Raw genomic sequence first — 18984 nt, 5'->3', positions numbered from 1 at the left:
GGATGGAACCGGATGCACCAAGCTGGTGAAATATGCAAAATAAAAGGGTGGAGCTTAGCTCCACCCTTTTATTTTTAAAAGCCATTTTTGATTGGCGTGATCGTAAATGTAAAGTGATAGTCCTGGTAATGTAAGCGGTATTTTTCAAGCGGCAGCTGTCCCCAGCTATCTATACCACCTAATCCCATCTGCGCTTTATCTATACATACATTTGTGAGTGGGTCCTGTTGTAATAATTCGCTGTGACGCTGATGTTTTCTATCACCCTCATCCAATGTACCAATAGTAAAGTGCAAAGCGGAAATAGAGAAACTGGTATCGCTTGTAAAACGCAATCCGTTACCGCCTGTTGTCATCTGGTTCCACCACCGTACATCTGTTTTAGTACCTGTTTCCTGCGGACGAATATAAGGATAGAACTGCTGATCAACCGTCTGGGAATAAATACCCAGTTTGGCTGCATTGTTCCTGTCAATATAATTTTCTCCGGGGCCACGACCATAATACCTGATATGGTCTGCATTTTTCGGCATTTGTAGTTGCATACCAAAACGGAACATGTCAGATACCTTTGCGGTCTTATCTGCGCTCAGGTCCTGTGTCACCCTGATTTCACCTTCATTGGTAATCTCGTAGGTCAGTGACAGTTTTCCTGATACCGCAGGCATATCGTAAGCAGCCCGGATAGTAATAATTCCATTTGTAGTCTGACTATTAAATGCAGTCAGTTTCAATTCAGGATTTTTCCATACACGGTACCTGTGTTGCAGACCTGCTCCCATATCATTGTCTGTAGGTGCACGCCAGAAATTGGGTGACAGGTAGGTACCTTCTTTCATCATCGCCTGTCCTGCTACGATATACTGACTCAGGAAACCATTATGCTTATTGAACTCGATATTTATCTTATTGTTTTTAATGATGAGGTAATTTTCATCGTTATCCTGTACATGCAAAGAATCTGCAAGTACATTCGCTGCAATGGTGTTACTGAAAGTATATCCAGAAACATTCAGCTGGTTCGTTGCCACTGTAAACCCGGCAGGCAGCAGGGTTTCAGCTTTTTTCAATTTAAAGCTGATATTCAGCAGCACTTCTTTTCCTGCAGGTATTTCGTAATCGAGCTTATATTCTTTTTTCTGGTGTGCCGGCACATCAATATCTGACAACAAGCCGGATTGGATCTTCTCACCATCTGCCAGCAGTTCCCATTCTGCATAATAGTTATCCAGGTTACGGAAGAAATTCTCATTGTAAATAGTCACCTTACCCTGGCTGAGATCTGCCGGCGTTACCCAGATATTCTGATAGAAATATCCTACTTCATATGCATGTGGATTTGGTCTTCTGTCCGGGGAAATCAAACCATTGTCAAGGAAGTTATTATCAGAAGGATCGTATTTATTGAAGTCACCTCCGTAAGCATAAAACATCCGTCCCTCCGCATCTTTCATATGCAGGGACTGATCTACCCAATCCCAGATAAATCCACCCTGGTATTTTGGATACTTACGCACCAGGTCCCAGTATTCTTTAAAGTTTCCATCCGAATTACCCATTGCGTGCGCATATTCACACTGGATAAGCGGTTTGTTGATATTTCCCTGGCTGTACTTTTCAGATGCTGCAGGAGATAAATACATGGGGCAATAGATATCTGTAAAATCGTTGGTACCTGCCTGTTCGAACTGTACCGGACGGGTTTTGTCTTCTGCTTTGATCCATTTATAACACGCTTCGAAGTTAGGACCAAAACCTGCCTCATTACCCAATGACCAGATGATCACCGCAGGATGGTTATAGTTACGCTGTACATTGCGTTCATTGCGTTCCAGGTGAGCTTTGGCATAAGCTGGATTCTTAGCCAGCGTTTTTTCGTCATATCCCATCCCGTGAGATTCCACGTTTGCTTCAGCCACCATGTAAATTCCGTACTGGTCGCAGAGTTCATACCACAGGTTATCGTCCGGATAGTGACAGGTACGCACAGCATTTACATTCAGTTCTTTCATCAGCCGGATATCTTCCAGCATACGTTCCCTGGATACTACGTAGCCAAAATCCGGATCCATTTCATGGCGATTCACCCCTTTTATCAACACCGGCTGACCATTGACCAGCAACTGTGCATTTTTGATCTCCACTTTGCGGAAGCCGACCTGCTGGCGGATGACTTCTGCTACTTTATCTTTATTTTTTACTGTCACAAAGAGCTGGTACAGGTAAGGATTTTCGGCTGACCATTTTTCAGGAGCGCTTACTTTCAGCGATGCCTTTTGGGTGCCAGTACCTTTTGCCTGTGTAGCCGTCACCAGCTTACCCTGTTTATCAAAGAGCTGAATATCCACCGTTGCGTCGCCTTTTAATTGCAGGTTCACAAGCAGGTTGGCATCCTTGTATTGTTCATCCAATTCAGGTGTCACCCTGACATCCTCCACATGTACTGCATTTCTTGCATAGAGGTAACAATCCCGTCCTACACCTGAGAGGCGCCAGAAATCCTGGTCTTCCAGGTAGCTACCGTCACACCAGCGAAATGCCTGGAATGCAATCAGGTTAGACTGACCTGGCTTCAGGTATTTAGTCAGGTCAAACTCGGCTTCCAGCTTGCTATCTTCACTATAGCCTACATATTGGCCATTTACCCACAGGTACATATTGGAAGTGACAGAGCCAAAATGAGCGATAATTTGCCGGCCTGACCATGAAGCGGGAACTTTAATTTCCTTACGGTAAGAGCCTACATGGTTTTTTTCCGCAGGAACAATGGGGGGATTCAGAGGTGCCTGAAAATGCCAGGGATATTCGATGTTAGTATACATCGGATCACCATAACCATTCAATTCCCAGATTCCCGGTACAGGTATTTCCTTCCATCCCTTGTCATTAAAGCCCTGCCTGAAAAAGTCTGTCGGACGTGCATCTGCATCAGGCACCCAGTTGAATTTCCAATAGCCGTTCAGGGTAAGGAAATTCGATGAGTTTTCTTTCACACCTTGTCTGGCAAGACTTTCATTCTCATAGGCAAAAAAGTTCGTATGCATTGGCAAACGGTTGACCGCATTGACATTTGGGTCCAACCATTCATTTGATTGGGCATACAGGTTGTGTGGTTGAAGAGAGCAACAAAGCATGGTTGCAATGAGTGCGACTCCGTTGAGACCGTTTTTCATAATTTCAAGATTATAATATTGGCATGGCGTTAAATATAATAAAAGTATTGCTGGCTCCATAGACGAAAATGATACTTTTCCCAATTTATATTATCCAGAGATGTTGGTTAAGCAGATGGGCACCTGCCTTTGTTATTGCGGAAATTTATATTTTTGGGGGTATGAAAGAACCATTATTGAATAAATTAAAAGAAAATTCAATTTCATTTAAAGAGGTGATTGAATTTATTGAAGCAGCTTATACACATCAGCCTACGGCTTTTAAGAACGGGGATGCCTATAATGAAGCGACACAGAATCAGGGTAGTGCGAAAGTGTTTGCATTTGCAAAGTTGAATGGATGGAGTAAGGAAGAGACCCTGTTATTGTTCGCCGAGCATTACCAGGCAGTGTTGAATCATCCCGATGCTACAGATCATCAAAATATCAGGCAATTTATGCAGCATGGATGGGATGGAATTGTGTTTGAAGGAACGGCGCTGACAGCAAAATAATTGGAAAAGAGGTTGTATAAAAGTAAAGTTTTAATACTACCTCTTTCCATTTTAACTCTCGACTGTGATGTAGGTAAGGTCACCATCTTCGTCAGTATTAATAACGAGTACATAATTGGTAAAGTCTTTTCCGAAGGTATAATCATATACTGCAAACTGGTGGCTATCCGGGTAAAGCCCTATTCTGACAGGATGAATTTTATTTAACAACTGCTCATCCGCATCCCCTGTTTCATTTATGCCCAGCTCTTCTATTCCGGCTTCTTCTTTGTGAAATTCAAAATAGAAACGTACCCCATCTGCTGCATCTTCATCTGCATAATTCTCACTGATAAATTCTCTTGTTTTTAACAGGTGATCTTCGAGATTATCAAGATATTTATTCAGGATTGACAAACTGGATGGTTCGATGCTTTTTCCTGAGAAGTTCAGGTCAAGGCTGATATCGTAGCCGGCAATACGAATTTCTGTTTCATAATTATTTTCCAGTGCGCCGGAATCAATGGATCCAAAGTAGGGCAAGGTGAACTGAGGCATTTGACAATCTATTTTTTCAAAAGATAGGCAATATGTTTTAAAAAATAAAAGAGGCTCATGAATGACATCATGAACCCCTTTACTTTATTGACTCGTCTATTTAAAAACTATTTCTTTGGCTCCAACGGCGCTGTTATCTTTCTGAGTGTATTTGCATCCACCCCCGGATAATTTTTCATTGTTTGAATACAAGGAATAATTTCATTATTCAATTTCTCAATCAATGATACCGTTTGCTCCGGATGATATTGAATGATGGAAGAAATATTAGATAATGACAGGATACAATCAGATGTATTCGCTACCCAATCGATCCGGGCTGTCTCATACTTCATCTCTTCTGTTGACTGTGGCAAGCGGGACAGGATCACTGCCGCCTGGTAGAGAAGGTTTTCCTTTCCTTTGCCTGCTGCATTTGGCAATACTTTCACTTCTACCTGTTGTGCACAGGAAGTAGCAGGGATACTTACAATCGCCGTCAATCCATCAGCAGTATATTTCCAGGTAGCCGGCTGACCATTCACGGTGATAGCGGAAGGCGGATAGATGGAAGGATACCTGATCTCGTAACTTCTGGCAGCAGGCATGCCTTTGTAAGCGCCTTCCCGTGGAGAGATGGTAAGCGTCATCGCACCATCGGCAGCGACTACATTTTTCACAGGAGTGATGCTATAACCCTTGTCTTTATATTCTTCAGAGTTACCATCATCTTCATACAACTTTGTAGCACCGCTACCACCAGGGATCACGGCCAGCACCAATGTATCAGGTTGCCTTTGCAGGTTTTTGATATTCCCGTACATAGGAATGATACTGCCTCCTTTGATGAATACAGGTACCTGGTCCAGTGTATATGTATTTTCTACAAACCTGTTCCCTGTTGTGAGGGAGCCGGAGAAATAATCAAACCACTGACCGGCAGGCAACCATACTTTCTTGTTTGAAAGATGTGTGAGAGAATCTGCCTTTGCAGTAATTGGAGCCACAATCATATCATCGCCAAACATGTACTGTTCTTTTGTCGTGTAAGCTTCCGGTGCCTCAGGATAGTCATAGTACATAGGACGGCAGATAGATACCCCTGAATCAAATGCTTCGTGAGAGGCGGTATAGATGTAGGGATTCAGCATATACCTGAGCTGGTATGCTTTGAGCATCATCTTGTAGTGTTCAGGGAATTTCCAGATCCTGCGTTCATTGAATGCACTCTTTGAACAGTGGGTTCTGAAGATGGGGCTGAAGGTACCGTACTGGATCCAGCGGAGGTACAGTTCAGGATCAGGATTGTCAGCTACGTGGCCACCAATATCGTGACTCCAGTAGCCATAGCCTACATTACTTGCGGTAGCGGTAAAGTAGGGTTGATAAGCAAGTCCGGCCCAGGTGCTGCGGCTATCGCCGGAGAAACCGATTTGATAACGGTGATTGCCTAAGCCCCCCCAGCGGTGGAATAAAAGTGGGCGACCACCTTCTCTCTGCTTGTCGGTGAAGAAAGTATAGTTCAACCACCATGTATTGCTCAGGCCTTTCAGGTTGCGGTTTTCCAGCCATTGTTGCCAGTCGAGCCACCAGAAGTCAATGCCTTGTTTTTCTATGGGATGCAGGACACTGTCGAAGTAGATCTTTGTCCATTTTTTATCTTCTATTTTGAAAGGGATGTTCTTCTGGCCGGTGGTATCGAAGTCGTAGGCTTTGGCAAAAGCATTGTATTGTGCTTCCATGGGAGCAATACCTGAGGCAGGGTGCAGGTTCAGCGCGGTTTTCACACCACGTTGATGCGCCCATGTGAGGAATGCTTCAGGCTCTGGGAAGAGGTTTTTATTCCAGGTATAGCCAGTCCATCCTGTAGGTTCGCCCATCATATCTCTTTTCCAATCACGATTCAGTCCCCAGGTGTAGTGCCAGTCCATATCGATGATCAGCACATCGATGGGGATATTGTAGGTGTTGAAATCGTTGAGGAGGCTTCTGAGTTCATTGTCAGAATATGTCCAGTAACGTGACCACCAGTAGCCGAATGCGTACTTAGGCGGCATAGGTATTTTACCTGCCACACGGGTATAATCGTATAAGGCTTTTTTATACTCGTGGCCGTAGCCGAAGAAGTACCAGTCCTGGGTATCACCTTCACTTCTGGCAGTGGCCCAGTTCCAGTCTTTATCGCCATCGAAGAGGAGTTGCCTGGAATCATCGACCAGGGTCCAGCCGCTGCGGGAGATGAGGCCGTCTTCGAGTTTGGCATCACCATCGGTCTGGTCGAGGGTACGGGTGGTGCCTTTGAGATTCAGGGAATCTTTGAGGCCGGGCACCCAGTCTACTTTGCGACCGTTGAGGGTGAGGGTGATCTTCAGGTTGTCTTTTGAAAATTTGCCTGTGTTCTTTTTGTAACGCAGGGTAAGATGGGTGGTTTTTATTTCGAGAAATTCACCTGCGTCCTTTTTTTGGAAGGGGGTGACAGGGAGGTTTCTGTTGATAAAAACGAGGGAGGCTTTGTCCTCAAAGGCGGCTTTTTCATTCCATTCCATGCGGATGAGGCTGGGCGTGAGAACGGTAAAGCGGGCATTGCCTGTGGTCACTTGTGAGGCCGGGTTGGCGACAGGATTTTGAGACCGGGCAGAGAGGGAGAGGAAAAGCAGGAAAATGTTGAGAACTCTGTAATTCATGATTTGACGCGGAAATTCTAGTAAGGCGGGAAGGTAGGGAGAATATTTGGGGGGAGGAATGATGGTAGTCAGCGGGTCGGGAGATAGTTGTCCTGGACCCGCTGGCGGGAGATAGTTAGCTGTTGGTGTGTGTGTGGATGGAGGAAGTATGAGCGGTAGAAAGGAAGTCCATAGCTCCTGCAAAGTCAAAACGCTTGTCTCTTACTAAATGCACCTGATATTTAAGGGGTAGGTAAGCGCCAAATTTTGAAAATGAAAGAAGTGCAGGATCCTTCTCAACAGCACTTACCAAATAAGGTTCGAGCACATCGTAGGCCTTCATTGCTTTTTGAATAATTAATTCAAAATCACCTGCATCAAATTTGAATTTACTTTCTAAATCCCACCTTTCATGCGTAATGCCAGCAACGTCAAATAAAAAAGAGAGACTACCATTGACCCTTGTACCATGAAAAGAATACCAATACATATCTTTCACCTGTACCCTCAAAGGACGATCAACCTCGAAATCTTCTATTTTATAATGTTCAAATTCAAGTTTTAACTGGCGGATCGCTTCAGCTGCATCTTCACTCATAGGAGGCATTTCAGCATCTGTAATCAATAATCTAAGCATTTCCTGCCTGATCTTTGGATGCACTTCACCTCCGAAGCCGGAAAATACCGGTTTTTTCCCATCCATTGCCGGAATAACAGTAATCCTTTTTGCACGGATATCTATATCTATAATTTTCCAGATCCTGGCTGCCAGTAAAATATTCTGATCCACCTTTGTCAGGTATGAATAAGGGATTTCCCCTATCGGCTTATCCTGTACCTGTACTTTAAATAAAGGTTCGGTCTGGAATACACTATAAAAGTCCTTCGTATTTACAATCTTCTCTCCTTCTACACCAATGATCAATTTCCCGCCAATCAATTCCAGCAGGTCTGTTTGTTGCAGATGTGTTACAATTTCTTTCATCTCATCTGGCGGAATGAATTTAAATGAAGAATTGATAGATAATTTATGAATCAACTCTTCCTGCGTACATTCCGAAACCTGGCGCACCTGTGCCAATGCCTGGTGAAGGAATATATCATAAGGCTTTTCGGTATATTCAATCGGCTCTACAAACCCTTCCCTTTTAAATAAGGTGATACAGGCAATCCCCTGCAGAAGGTTCCATGGGTCAGTTGCGTATAATGACAACTTACTTGTTTCATCATTTCGTCTGCCACTTCGTCCAATCCGCTGAATTAATCCGGCAATTGAATGGGTAGCATTTATCTGTACAACCCTGTCAACAGACCCGATGTCTATACCTAATTCTAAGGTAGAGGTACAGGCAATGGCAAACGGATAGCGAACATTATTTTTAGCAAATGCCTCAATGTATTCCCGCAACTCTTTATGAACAGAAGAGTGATGAGAGAAGTAATAGGGATGGCCCCCTACCTTCTGTGAAATCTTATGCAGTTTTACGGCTACTTCCTCCGCAGTACCCCTGGCATTCGGGAATATGAGTACCTTACTATTGCATACACTCAGGTAAAGATCTTTAAGCAAGGCGAGTGGCAATTCTGTAAGATTGCCCTGTTCAAAGTATTTAAATTCTGTTTCTATTTCCTTGCCGGTAGTATCCCGCAAGATCCTTGTACTGTCCACCGGACCTACCATTTCCTTTGCCTGCTCAAAACTGCCAATCGTTGCAGACAATCCAATTACCCGAACATTGCCGGTATTAAACTGCCGTAAGCGGAAAATCAATGACTGCAATTGCTTACCACGATCAGTACCAAGGAATGCATGAATCTCATCAATTACTATAAACTTCAGGTTACTAAAAAGCCCTTTTGCTTTATACTCCGAATTCACCAGCATTGCCTCTATCGACTCAGGAGTAATTAACACTACTCCCCTGGGATCACTCACCAGCTTGTTTTTTAAAGTCTGACTCGCTTCACCATGCCACTTGGTCACGGGTACATCCAGGTGTTCACATAATTCCTGCACGCGGATAAATTGGTCATTTATCAACGCGATTAAAGGAGAAATATACAATACCTGTACACCCGGATCATTAAAATTTACGCGGGACAGAATCGGCAAAAATGCGGCTTCAGTCTTACCGGAAGCCGTACGTGAAGCAAGAATGAGATTATCTTCAGACTGCATTACCTTTTGGATGGAAGCAGATTGAATAGGACGTAAACTATCCCACTTCTTTTCTCTTACATACCTGCGTATAGGTTCTGATAATAGCTCGTACACGGTTATAATTCTTCTATATCAGCTAATAGGGTTTCATTTGGCCGTTCATCCTTCACCTGGATATCACCGAACAACTGCTGCTTGTTGACACCAGGATTCTGGCGAATTATGCTCAGTACATTCAGGAAATCACGGATCACCTCGCGTGGTGTCAGGAATTCATGTGCCCCCGGTTTATTATAAAGCTCCTCCATAAACAAGCGAACATCTTCATCATTTACATCTATCGTGATGTTGTAATTCAATTCAAACACGGCCTTCAGCTTCTTTAGCAATACGAATATTTCATTATTGTTCAATGGCATCAACCTGATTACAGGTTGCGCAAAATCACGCACTGCCAGGTTCTCAAACTTATTTGTCTCTAACCTTGATTTTAATGCCTGGTAACTGAATAAGCCTCTTCTTGGGTTTTCCAGAAACTCCCCTGTACCAGCAAAGTTGATAAACAGGTTGCTCACTTTACCCTGAAAACAATCATTGTAAATAGAAAGAATCTTCTCATAATTCTTCTCCCTCATCGCAGCTGTAGCGATCTTATACAAATTAATCGCCTCGTCCAGGTTGATCATAAACCCGCTATACCCAATACTTACAAATAGCTTTGTGAAGTTCTTCAGCATATCATAATAGTTCAGGTCATTGATAATTTCCCGAACCCCCAAATCCTGCTTCGCTTCAGTTTTAGTCTTATATTCTCCCTTCAACCATTTCAATGCATTCCTTCTCAGCAGTTCATCGTGCTTAATAAAACCTTCATAGTACTTCATGATCACATGCGCAAAATCAAAGGCCCCGACTTCGGTCACTTCATTCACCGTCTTTAAAATATTCCGCTGTATCAGTTCTATATATTGTTCATTCCTGATTTCAGTCGGAGAGATTCCATTTTCCTGGGCAGTATTGATCATGATCTGCTCGATCCATTTATCCAGCAGGGTAGGCAGTGCCCCCCCCTCGGGCTTCGTCTGGATCGCAATGTTATCCATGATGGCGGAGTATAATACCACCGCCTTACCATCAGTTGAATACAGGCGGTTGTCCGGAGTAAAGTCTGCATTTGAAACTACGAACTTCTGCTTCAGGGCAACGGTATTCAGCAAATGCATCATGAACGACTTACCTGATCCAAAATCGCCGATCCAGAATTTCACGATGCTATGACCATTCTTCACATCCTCCAATGCATGCAGGAAAGCATCCACTTCTGCTGAACGGCCAACGGTAATATGCTGTACGCCAATCTTTGGCACCACGCCTCCTAATAAGGAATTAATGATTGCGGTTACTTCTTTAGGCTTAATATTTAAGGACATTTAGGAAAATATTTGAGTGTAGTAATTAATGTTGATTGTGTACTGATCGTCATCTTCTTCGATGAGCACATCATCCAGTACTTCGTAGCAGGCTTCGTTGATACTGTCGAGCAACTGGTTTTTAAACAAACCTTTGCCCAATGCAAATGCCTCTACAGCGCTGGCACTTAGCTGGTAGTCATCGGGGAACAGCCGCAGGAATTCGACCTGCAAAGGGCTTAAGGGGGCAGCTGATTGCTGAATAGGTTCCTTAACAGGTTCGGGGATGATAATGACTTCTTCTTCCTGAAGGTAACCATTTAAGGTCTCGACAGTGATGCTATGTGCGTCTGTGACCGCCTGAATCTGGTTGTGGTCCAGTTCTATTATCCGGCGTTTAGGCAGGCAAATTGTATCTACCTTCATGGTAGCCTTCAACAAGTTCTGGTCTTTGATTAATTCGTTTACGATGGCCTGGAACTCTGCCAACTGGGATTGATCGGTAAAGAGTTTTTTCTGAAGAGATTTATTAAGCTCTTTCTGATCGAACTTTGACGACTTCAGGTCGTGGTAAATGTAATGAAGGTATAGCTTCAGCGTTTCCGGCTTGTCATAAGCAGCCATGAAACGTGCAGCTTCGTAATAAATATTCTCCCGGGCAGGATTACGCAGGTTCTGACTGCCAAGGTGGTAGAGCGCTTTTACAGTTGTGTCCTTAGAATAGGAGGCTGTGATCTCCTCCATTTTATCTTTCCAGCGGGTAGTGGTAGCGGCATTCAGCTCCAGTTCTATCTGTTCATCCGTTTGCCCGATGGTCGGCTGCAGATAGGCAACGATTTCATCTACAAGGGGGCCTAATTTACTGTTAAACTGGTCTTTGGCGGCTGTGCTGTAGCTGGTATACTCTGCGGAGATCTTCCGCTTATGGCCCCAGGCAGCTCTTACCATGGCTTCCGCCTTTTTATAAATGGTATAAAAGGCCTCTGCCTCAGCGGCCTGCTGGATGTAGGTATTGTCGTAGCCCATGAAGTATTCCGGGGACTGTAAGGACTTTTCACGGATGCGCGATATTTCCTGTTCCAGGCTACTTCCCTCCGTCTTCAGGCGTTTGTTAAGCGACTTGACTGTGAGCAGGAATAGTTTGACAATTGCGATTTCACATCCTTCAATACTGTTAAATGCATTGCGGAAGCAATAGAATGAATTGAGCCATGTGATTTCGTCCGGGCTGAGATTGAGTCGTGTCTGGTATTTTTTGCCCAGTTTAATATCTTCCAGGTATGCCGGCTCCTGTTCCGGTCCGGGCAGGTGATTCTGGGATGGGATTCGCAGGTCGTCAGGATTAACCATGCTGTTGACATCGATCACATCCTTATCGGGATTTTGATAGTTTGCCATAATGGAATCGATATATGGGATTTTAGGGTATTGAACATGACAATTGATTATCATTCAAAGTCGTCAGTACGAATATGCATTTCAAGGTAAGAAAAAGCTGCCTATTATAAGGCAGCTTTTAAAATTTTTTGCAATAAATAGCCCAGCCCGGTTAACTACACCGGCAAAATAAAAGAGAAAGTAGACCCACGTCCTTCTTCACTCTGCACGGCAATACTTCCCTGGTGCCTGTTGATAATCTGCGCAGAAATATACAACCCTAACCCAACTCCCGGATAGGTATCCAGGTTGCTGGTCGTAACACGATAAAACCGATCAAATATTTTCTGCTGCTCCCCTACCGGGATACCCAGTCCCATATCCTTTACACTTACCCTGATTCCCTCCTCTACCCTCTCTGTTCTGATTACTATACCCGACTTTTCAGGTGAATACTTAATAGCATTGGACAACAGATTGGTTACTACCTGCCCGATACGCTCCTGATCGGCATTAACTTCAGGCAATTCCCCGACCTGGAGATCCAGGTAATGGCTTGTAACTCTGCTCATTTCTTCCACCCTTTCCCTGACCACATCATTTATATTCATCGGTGCAAAAGTAAAACTCATCCTGCCTTCAGAAATCCTGGTAGTATCCAGCAGATCATTGATCAGGTGAGTAAGGCGGTCTATTTGCGTGTTAAGTCTGCCCAGCAATTCAGCATCTTCCGTATTCCCGCTCTCAATTAATTTTTCATGAACGATCTCCGCATAGACCTTCATACTCGTTACCGGTGTTTTCAGTTCATGGCTGGCTACACCAATGAAATCATCTTTCTGCCGAAGCAGGACTTTCAGTTGTTGTTCACTGCTTTGCAAGGCTTCTTCCGCCTGTTTTCTTTCCGTGATGTCGATGATGACTGCTGCTGTTGATTCCGGCTTTCCCGTAAAGTCCCGGATTGGAGCCATGCTTATATTCACCCAGATAGCATTATTATCATACCGGATCAGTCTCTTTTCTGTTCCAAAAGGCTCTGCGGTGGATTCCAGCCTTTTGAACATTTTCCTGTACTCTTCCAGGTCATCAGGATGTGCAAGGTCCCAGATTGTTTTACCAATCAGTTCCCCTTCCGGATAACCCAGCATCTCGCATAGTTTCTTATTGACAAAGGTCAGTTTTCCATCCAGCATGGTTCTGCAAATACCTGCAGTAGCCTGGTTGACAATTGCCTTATATCGTTCTTCACTCTGGCGCAGGGCTGCTTCTGCCTGTGCACGTTCTGTCAACTCAGTATGCCGGGAAATGATGATGGCGGCAGCATGTGTGATGATGCCTGCAAGTTCCAGCTCACGCGGCAATGGTTCACGGACAGTAGGAAAATATACTGCTAAGGTACCGACTACGGGACCGCCGAGTGTTTTCAGGGGGAAGGACCAGCAGGCCCTGTATCCATGTTTACGGGCAAGTGAAATAAACGGGATCCAGTGAGCTTCCTGTTCCACGTCAGGGGTGATCACGGGCTCCAAGTTATGCATGGCCAGTCCACAGGCTGTTGAATCGGCACCTACTTTAAATCCATCTACGTCGCGTGCATATTCTTCAGACATGCCTACGATATGATGCAGTGTTTTATAATCTGATGATACCCTGAAAAAAGCATCCCTGGCTTCATTCTTTGTTTGGGCGACCACTGTGCGGACAAGGGCTGCCAGTGAAGATGACAGGGGCTGTCCATTCATAGCTGCCTGAAAGGCTTCTTTCTGCCCGTTGATCCAGACTTCATTTTCTCTTAGCACTGCTTCTGCCTTCTTGTGCTGGGTCATGTCAACAAAAGTGATCACTACCCCATTAATACGATCCTCTTCGGTACGATAGGGTAATAAGCGCATTAAAAATACACGCCCATCTACTGCAATCACTTCCCGCTCTACGGTTTGTAATTTATCCAGCACGACTACAGCATCACTGATAATATTTGGATCAGAAAGTTTGTTGGTAATATCCGATAAAGGCCTGCCGATATCATTAGGGATGAGGTTGAAAACAGTCCTTGCCGGCGGGGTAAATAATACGACCCTGAAACTGCGATCCAAAAAGATGGTGCCTATTTCGGCAGAGTTAATCAGGTTTTGCAGGTTATTGCTGGCTATGGTCGTTTCTTCTACCTTCACTTTCAGCTCCTGGTTGACTGTACGTAATTCCTCATTGATGGATTGCAGTTCTTCCTTACTGGTCTCCAGTTCTTCAGCAGCAGAACGTAATTCTTCGTTCATAGCCTGAAGTTCTTCATTAGAAGCTTTCAATTCTTCCTGCTGAAATTCGTGCTGCTCAACGGAGGCGCGCAGTTGTGCTTTCAGGCGTATCAGTTCATCTTCCAGCTGACGTGCAACCGGTTCGTCGGAGGAGACGATGACTTCCTGATCAGGTACTTCATTTGCGCCCCTTTCAAAGATGACCAGGATTAATCCGTTTGCATGGTCTCCTTTGCGGAACACAGGGCGGATATGTATATTAAGTGATTCTTTCTGTCCATTGATGTCAACAGTCAGGCCTCTGGCTTCTACGGAAGTTTGACGCTGAACTGCCTGATAAAGTGCTGAACGCAGATCCAGGCGGATATCCTGCCTGATTAACTTTAACAGGTTCTGGGATAGTTCCCCTCCTGTCATCTGCAGGTATTTGACAACACGTTCTGACAAATGAAGGATATCAAATTCCTCATTGATCACCAGTGAAGGGGGAGCATATTCTTCCAGGAGCCGCTGATGCAAATCGCCCATTCCTATACGTTCGCGGCTACGATTTTCCTGCGGTGCTGCAGGGGAGAAATTGATCGGTTCAGGGAATTTAAAATTAGGAACGGACTCTGGGACAGGGTAGCTGCTGTATTTGATCTGGCGGGACTGGAAAATATGATATTCCCGGTTTGATGTAATGTAAAGGTCACTGGTACTTTCGGCTGATTCAGACAAACCGAGGAACAGGAAACCACCTGGTTTGAGTGAAAAATGGAATGTTTCCATCACGCGTTCCTGTGCGGTATGGTTCAGGTAGATCAATACATTTCTGCAGGATACCAGGTCCAGATGAGAGAAGGGCGGATCCTTCAGGATGTTATGGTTGGCGAAAAGGATCATTTCTCTTATTTCGCGCCTGATACGGTAGCCATCATCTTCTTTATTGAAGAACCGGCGTAAACGTTCAGAGGAGATATCGGCAGCATCGTTGATGGTATAATAACCTTCGCGTGCTATTCCGATAGCAGCATCATCTATATCAGTCGCAAAGATCTGTATTTTAGGTGCATCTATTACGCCCAGTGTTTTCTCGGCGAACAGTATTGCCAGGGAATATGCTTCTTCGCCGGTAGCACATCCGGCAATCCAGATCCTTACCTGGTCTTCTGCATTTTTTGATTGCAATATTGTTGAGACTACATCATTTTCAAGCGCCTCGAAAGCCTTTTTGTCACGAAAGAAATTTGTGACAGATATCAGGAGGTCTTTGAGCAATGAGGTCACTTCATCCGGGTTATGCTGTAAATACACTGCATATTCTTTTAATCCGTTGAGGTTACGGACATTGATCCGGCGTTCTATCCGACGTAGTAAGGTGGGACGTTTGTAATTAGAGAAATCATGCCCGGTACGCAGACGAAGGTGTGTAAAGACTTTACGTAATGCATGCTGTTGCTCTTCTGCACGATTTTCCCTATCCAGGGGAATTTCCACAGAGCCAATGTTCAGTTTATAAGCAATGATTTTACCGGGAATCTCTGCTACTGGCAGTACATCGTCGACCAATTCAGTAGCGATGGCATTGCGGGGCATTTCATTGAATTCTGCCTCGCGGGGGTTTTGTACAAAGACTGCACCTCCACTTTCTTTTACACGGCGCAATCCCATGGAGCCATTGGCCCCAGTACCGGATAGGATCACACATACAGCGCGGGGTCCGAGAGAATTGGCCATTGTTCTGAAAAAAATATCTACCGGTGCCCGTCTTTCTTCCATGTTTGCATTCTCAGCCACCAGGATATATCCATCAGCCATCAGCAGGTGTTGACTGGGAGGTACTACATATACATGATTCATCTCCACCAGGGTTCTTTCTTCTACCCGGGTTACCTTTAAAGAAGTCACCTGTTGTATTACTTCGGCAAGCTTGCTATCATAGTCAGGTGATAAATGCAGGATCACTACGTAGGCCATACCCGGGTTAGCTGGTACATTCTCAAAAAATATACGCAGTGCCTGCACGCCTCCTGCGGATGCGCCGATACCTACTACCAAAAGATCCCCTTTATCTGGTCTTCCAGCGAGCATGCTATTTTCCGGCAAGGATTGTTCTTCTTTCATGAATATCTATCTAATTGCGAAAGATGCTGTAAGTTAACATTTTGCCTGAATTTTAATTCGGCTGTTCGTTGGCCTGGTCCCTGATATTATCTGTATTCAGTTGTTCATGATTGAATGTTGCCTGTCGGATTACATCTGCCAGGCGGGCAGCATCTGCAGCTTTTTTGAAATACATGGCCGCAACTTTGGGTTGATTGGCTTCTGCAAAATGATCGCCCATATGATTGAGGAGCAGGATACTCTCCTGCACGCTACGCAGGGTATTCCACAAAGTTTCTTCCACATAACCGGTAATACCGGCCAACAGACTATCAGCTGAAAATGCGTGACCTGTGTGGCAACGAAAACGAATACGGTCTCCTTCCCGCAGGGCGGTTAGTACACCGTGGCATTCCGGGCAGGTGTATGGTGTAAGTTCGCCGTATTCGAAAATTTCTTTTTTTGATAATTTTTCGTTCATAGCAAGACGTACCTCCATGACGGTTCTTTCGTGATCAATATTTTCGCCGGAAGTTGGTGCGGGTGCCTGTTCCTGAACGAGTTTAGTAAGCAGGGCACCCATATCTTTTATAGGTACTATATGGTTTACTCTTACAGCATTGATTGCATTGGCAGGCATTGATGATACTTCTGCATCAAGGGGGTCCTGTACTACCGCTAAACCTCCCTGTTGTTTGATAGCCCATAACCCGGCAACGCCATCGTCCAGCGCACCAGACAGTATCACCCCTATTACACGTGATGCGTAGCTAAATGCCGCAGAGCGAAACAGGGGATCAATCGCCGGGCGGAACCGGTTTTCTTTGGGTCCGCGGGTGACCCGGACCCTGTCGTCTTCAATTAATAAATGATGATCCGGAGGAGCAACATACACATGCCTGTTGATGAACTTCTCTTTATCTATTGCATGTGAAGCCTTGAGCCTGCCCATTTTATTGATAACATGTGGGAGTATACCACGAACATCGGGTGACATATGCCATACGATGAAGATTGCTGCATCGAGGTCGGCAGGAAGGTCGTTGATCAGTTGCTTAATGGCTTCGAACCCTCCTGCCGAGGCACCTATGACGATGATGTTTCTATTCTCCATATTGGGTGTACCACAATAAAGGGGCCATCTCCGATATTTATTATATATTCACGGATATTTTAAAAATCCATATTTTGTAATGAAAACAACCCTTTCGATTTTATTTATCCTTATTTGTTCGTTAAATGGCTTTGCTCAAAAAAAATGGAATACTGAAGTCCCCAAGCAAATCATTATAATTAGAAGTACAAAAAGTTATGACGAGGCATTGAAAGCTGCAAAAGATGCGTCAAAGCAACTGGGGAAGAAACTTGATTTGCGGGAATTGGTGCCGGATGCAAAAACAGGACTGACATGGCCTGAATCACGCTGCAAAACAGGTGAAAGCGATGAAAAAGATTTTCCTTATTATCCCGCGAGAGGAGATGGAAATGCGGATAATGACGATTATATTTCTGTAGAATATTCTGATGCTTATAAGGGCTTCGCAAAAGGATTTTATATCGTGGTAGCAGGGATAACAGATGTGAGTGGAGCAGCAGCGGAAAAGCAGCTGGCAGATGTGAAGAAGGTGTATAAAGATGCCTATGCAAAGCGGGCGATGATCTGGTATGGCCCCATGGATTAAAGATCTTAAAAAAGGTTGTTCCTCGCCGAACAACCTTTTTTTTATAGTACAGTGGCGTAAGGAATTACCTTTGCTTTTACGCTGATGATGATGCTCTCATTGTTATTTGGCAGGCAGTTGCTGTCTGCATTTTTGACCAGCAGTTCTAAGCCTATCCTGTTATCTTTTTCAGGTGCCGGCAGACAATCAAGCGGTCCATAAATACCTATATTACAGTATTGCTGGTTCCATTTATGGCGGATATATGCCCCCATCCAGTGTTGGTTGCCGAAAGTATTGCTTTCCTGCAAATGTTGCGCGGCAGCCCATATCATAGCTTTATGCGTGGATATCTGCAAACATAAATTATTAAACATAGTCGTATCCCGATATACAACACCGTTGGGATCTGTGAAGAAGCCCGACATACATACAAGAGAAGCCAGGTTAGCCTGTAAGTATCTGTCTTCGTTTTTGCTAAGGTAATTGCTGATGTGTTGTACTTTCCCTGCTGCGTTGGCAGCTTCTTTTTTAAGGCTGTCTACAGTGTAAATACGGAAGATGTGTTTGTAGTCCATATAATCGCGATAGTATTTGCTGTATATATTGACTGCATCGGCGAGCTCGCTTTGTAAGGCTTGTGGCAGGTAATCTTTGATCACGTTTGCCAGGTTCTGCGGATGCTGGAAGTCCATGCCGGCAATGGAAATTTTATTATTGTGTAAGGTGTTGTATGCTTTGATCCAGTTTAGCAGCGCGACTATTTCAGGAGTGTTGTATACATTATGCAGGATATAATTGTTAGTGGCATTCATTTCGGTCAGCAATTGGTTGAGATGAATCGTAGTGTTGCCTTTTACATATTTGTTGAGTTGAAGACAGGTATTCATGTCTGCTTCAAAGAGCAGCAGATCAAAATCATTTTGGAGAATCAGTTCACGTACTAACTGGGACTTAATCCTGTAAAAAGTACCTTTTAGATGATCGGCTTCGCCGAGACCTATGATGCTGTGTTGTTTTGTATTTTTAATGATAAGGTCTACCTGCGCTGTTGAGAGGGTATCACTATTAAAATCTCTTTCCGTGTAGATATATTGTGCTTTGCAAGGTGTGATGAATGAAATGGCAAATGCTACAATGAATAATACATAAGCGGGTTGGGTCATTTTTTGCTATGATTTAGGAGGTAT

11 protein-coding genes are annotated in these 18984 nt (G+C 44.3%); 2 read left to right on the top strand and 9 right to left on the bottom strand.

The annotated features are described in order from the left end of the window. Nucleotides 1-74: 74 nt before the first annotated feature. Nucleotides 75-3173, bottom strand: coding sequence for a glycoside hydrolase family 2 TIM barrel-domain containing protein (locus DXN04_RS03130; protein WP_199414976.1), 3099 nt, complete (start codon nt 3171-3173; stop codon nt 75-77). Between the two features lie 161 nt (nt 3174-3334). Between DXN04_RS03130 and DXN04_RS03125 the strand changes: the two genes are divergently transcribed. Then, nucleotides 3335-3667: a HopJ type III effector protein gene (locus DXN04_RS03125; protein ID WP_116852415.1), complete on the top strand. Its 333-nt coding sequence runs from the start codon at nt 3335-3337 to the stop codon at nt 3665-3667. Between the two features lie 51 nt (nt 3668-3718). Here DXN04_RS03125 and DXN04_RS03120 read toward each other — a convergent pair whose 3' ends face one another. From DXN04_RS03120 to DXN04_RS03090, 7 genes are all read right to left on the bottom strand, one after another. Continuing rightward, entirely contained in the window at nt 3719-4204 is a 486-nt protein-coding gene (locus DXN04_RS03120) for a DUF2004 domain-containing protein (protein WP_116851832.1), read from the bottom strand. A gap of 107 nt (nt 4205-4311) precedes the next feature. Continuing rightward, nucleotides 4312-6867, bottom strand: a complete 2556-nt coding sequence (locus tag DXN04_RS03115; protein ID WP_116851831.1) for a glycoside hydrolase family 31 protein — start codon at nt 6865-6867, stop codon at nt 4312-4314. A 115-nt stretch (nt 6868-6982) separates the two neighbouring features. After that, nucleotides 6983-9121, bottom strand: a complete 2139-nt coding sequence (locus tag DXN04_RS03110) for a DEAD/DEAH box helicase (protein ID WP_116851830.1) — start codon at nt 9119-9121, stop codon at nt 6983-6985. 2 nt (nt 9122-9123) lie between these two features. Continuing rightward, the gene (locus DXN04_RS03105; protein WP_116851829.1) at nt 9124-10437 is read right to left on the bottom strand and encodes an ATP-binding protein; all 1314 of its coding nucleotides are present in this window, start codon (nt 10435-10437) and stop codon (nt 9124-9126) included. Continuing rightward, nucleotides 10438-11814, bottom strand: coding sequence for a tellurite resistance TerB C-terminal domain-containing protein (locus DXN04_RS03100; protein WP_158568825.1), 1377 nt, complete (start codon nt 11812-11814; stop codon nt 10438-10440). Between the two features lie 155 nt (nt 11815-11969). Next, on the bottom strand, nt 11970-16154 hold the full coding sequence (locus tag DXN04_RS03095) for a CheR family methyltransferase (RefSeq protein WP_116851827.1): 4185 nt from the start codon (nt 16152-16154) through the stop codon (nt 11970-11972). Between the two features lie 52 nt (nt 16155-16206). Beyond that, the gene (locus DXN04_RS03090) at nt 16207-17247 is read right to left on the bottom strand and encodes a chemotaxis protein CheB (RefSeq protein WP_116851826.1); all 1041 of its coding nucleotides are present in this window, start codon (nt 17245-17247) and stop codon (nt 16207-16209) included. Between the two features lie 208 nt (nt 17248-17455). Here DXN04_RS03090 and DXN04_RS03085 point away from each other — a divergent pair, with 208 nt between their 5' ends. Then, the gene (locus DXN04_RS03085; RefSeq protein ID WP_147319822.1) at nt 17456-17815 is read left to right on the top strand and encodes a hypothetical protein; all 360 of its coding nucleotides are present in this window, start codon (nt 17456-17458) and stop codon (nt 17813-17815) included. Between the two features lie 41 nt (nt 17816-17856). Here the strand turns inward: DXN04_RS03085 and DXN04_RS03080 are convergent, their stop codons facing one another. Beyond that, nucleotides 17857-18960: an erythromycin esterase family protein gene (locus DXN04_RS03080; protein WP_116851824.1), complete on the bottom strand. Its 1104-nt coding sequence runs from the start codon at nt 18958-18960 to the stop codon at nt 17857-17859. Between the last annotated feature and the right edge of the window lie 24 nt (nt 18961-18984).

The organism is Chitinophaga silvisoli, from assembly GCF_003412465.1.
GTDB classification, from domain to species: domain Bacteria; phylum Bacteroidota; class Bacteroidia; order Chitinophagales; family Chitinophagaceae; genus Chitinophaga; species Chitinophaga silvisoli.
The sequence above is the reverse complement of the archived record's forward strand: the minus strand, read 5'-3'. Positions and strand labels throughout refer to the sequence as shown.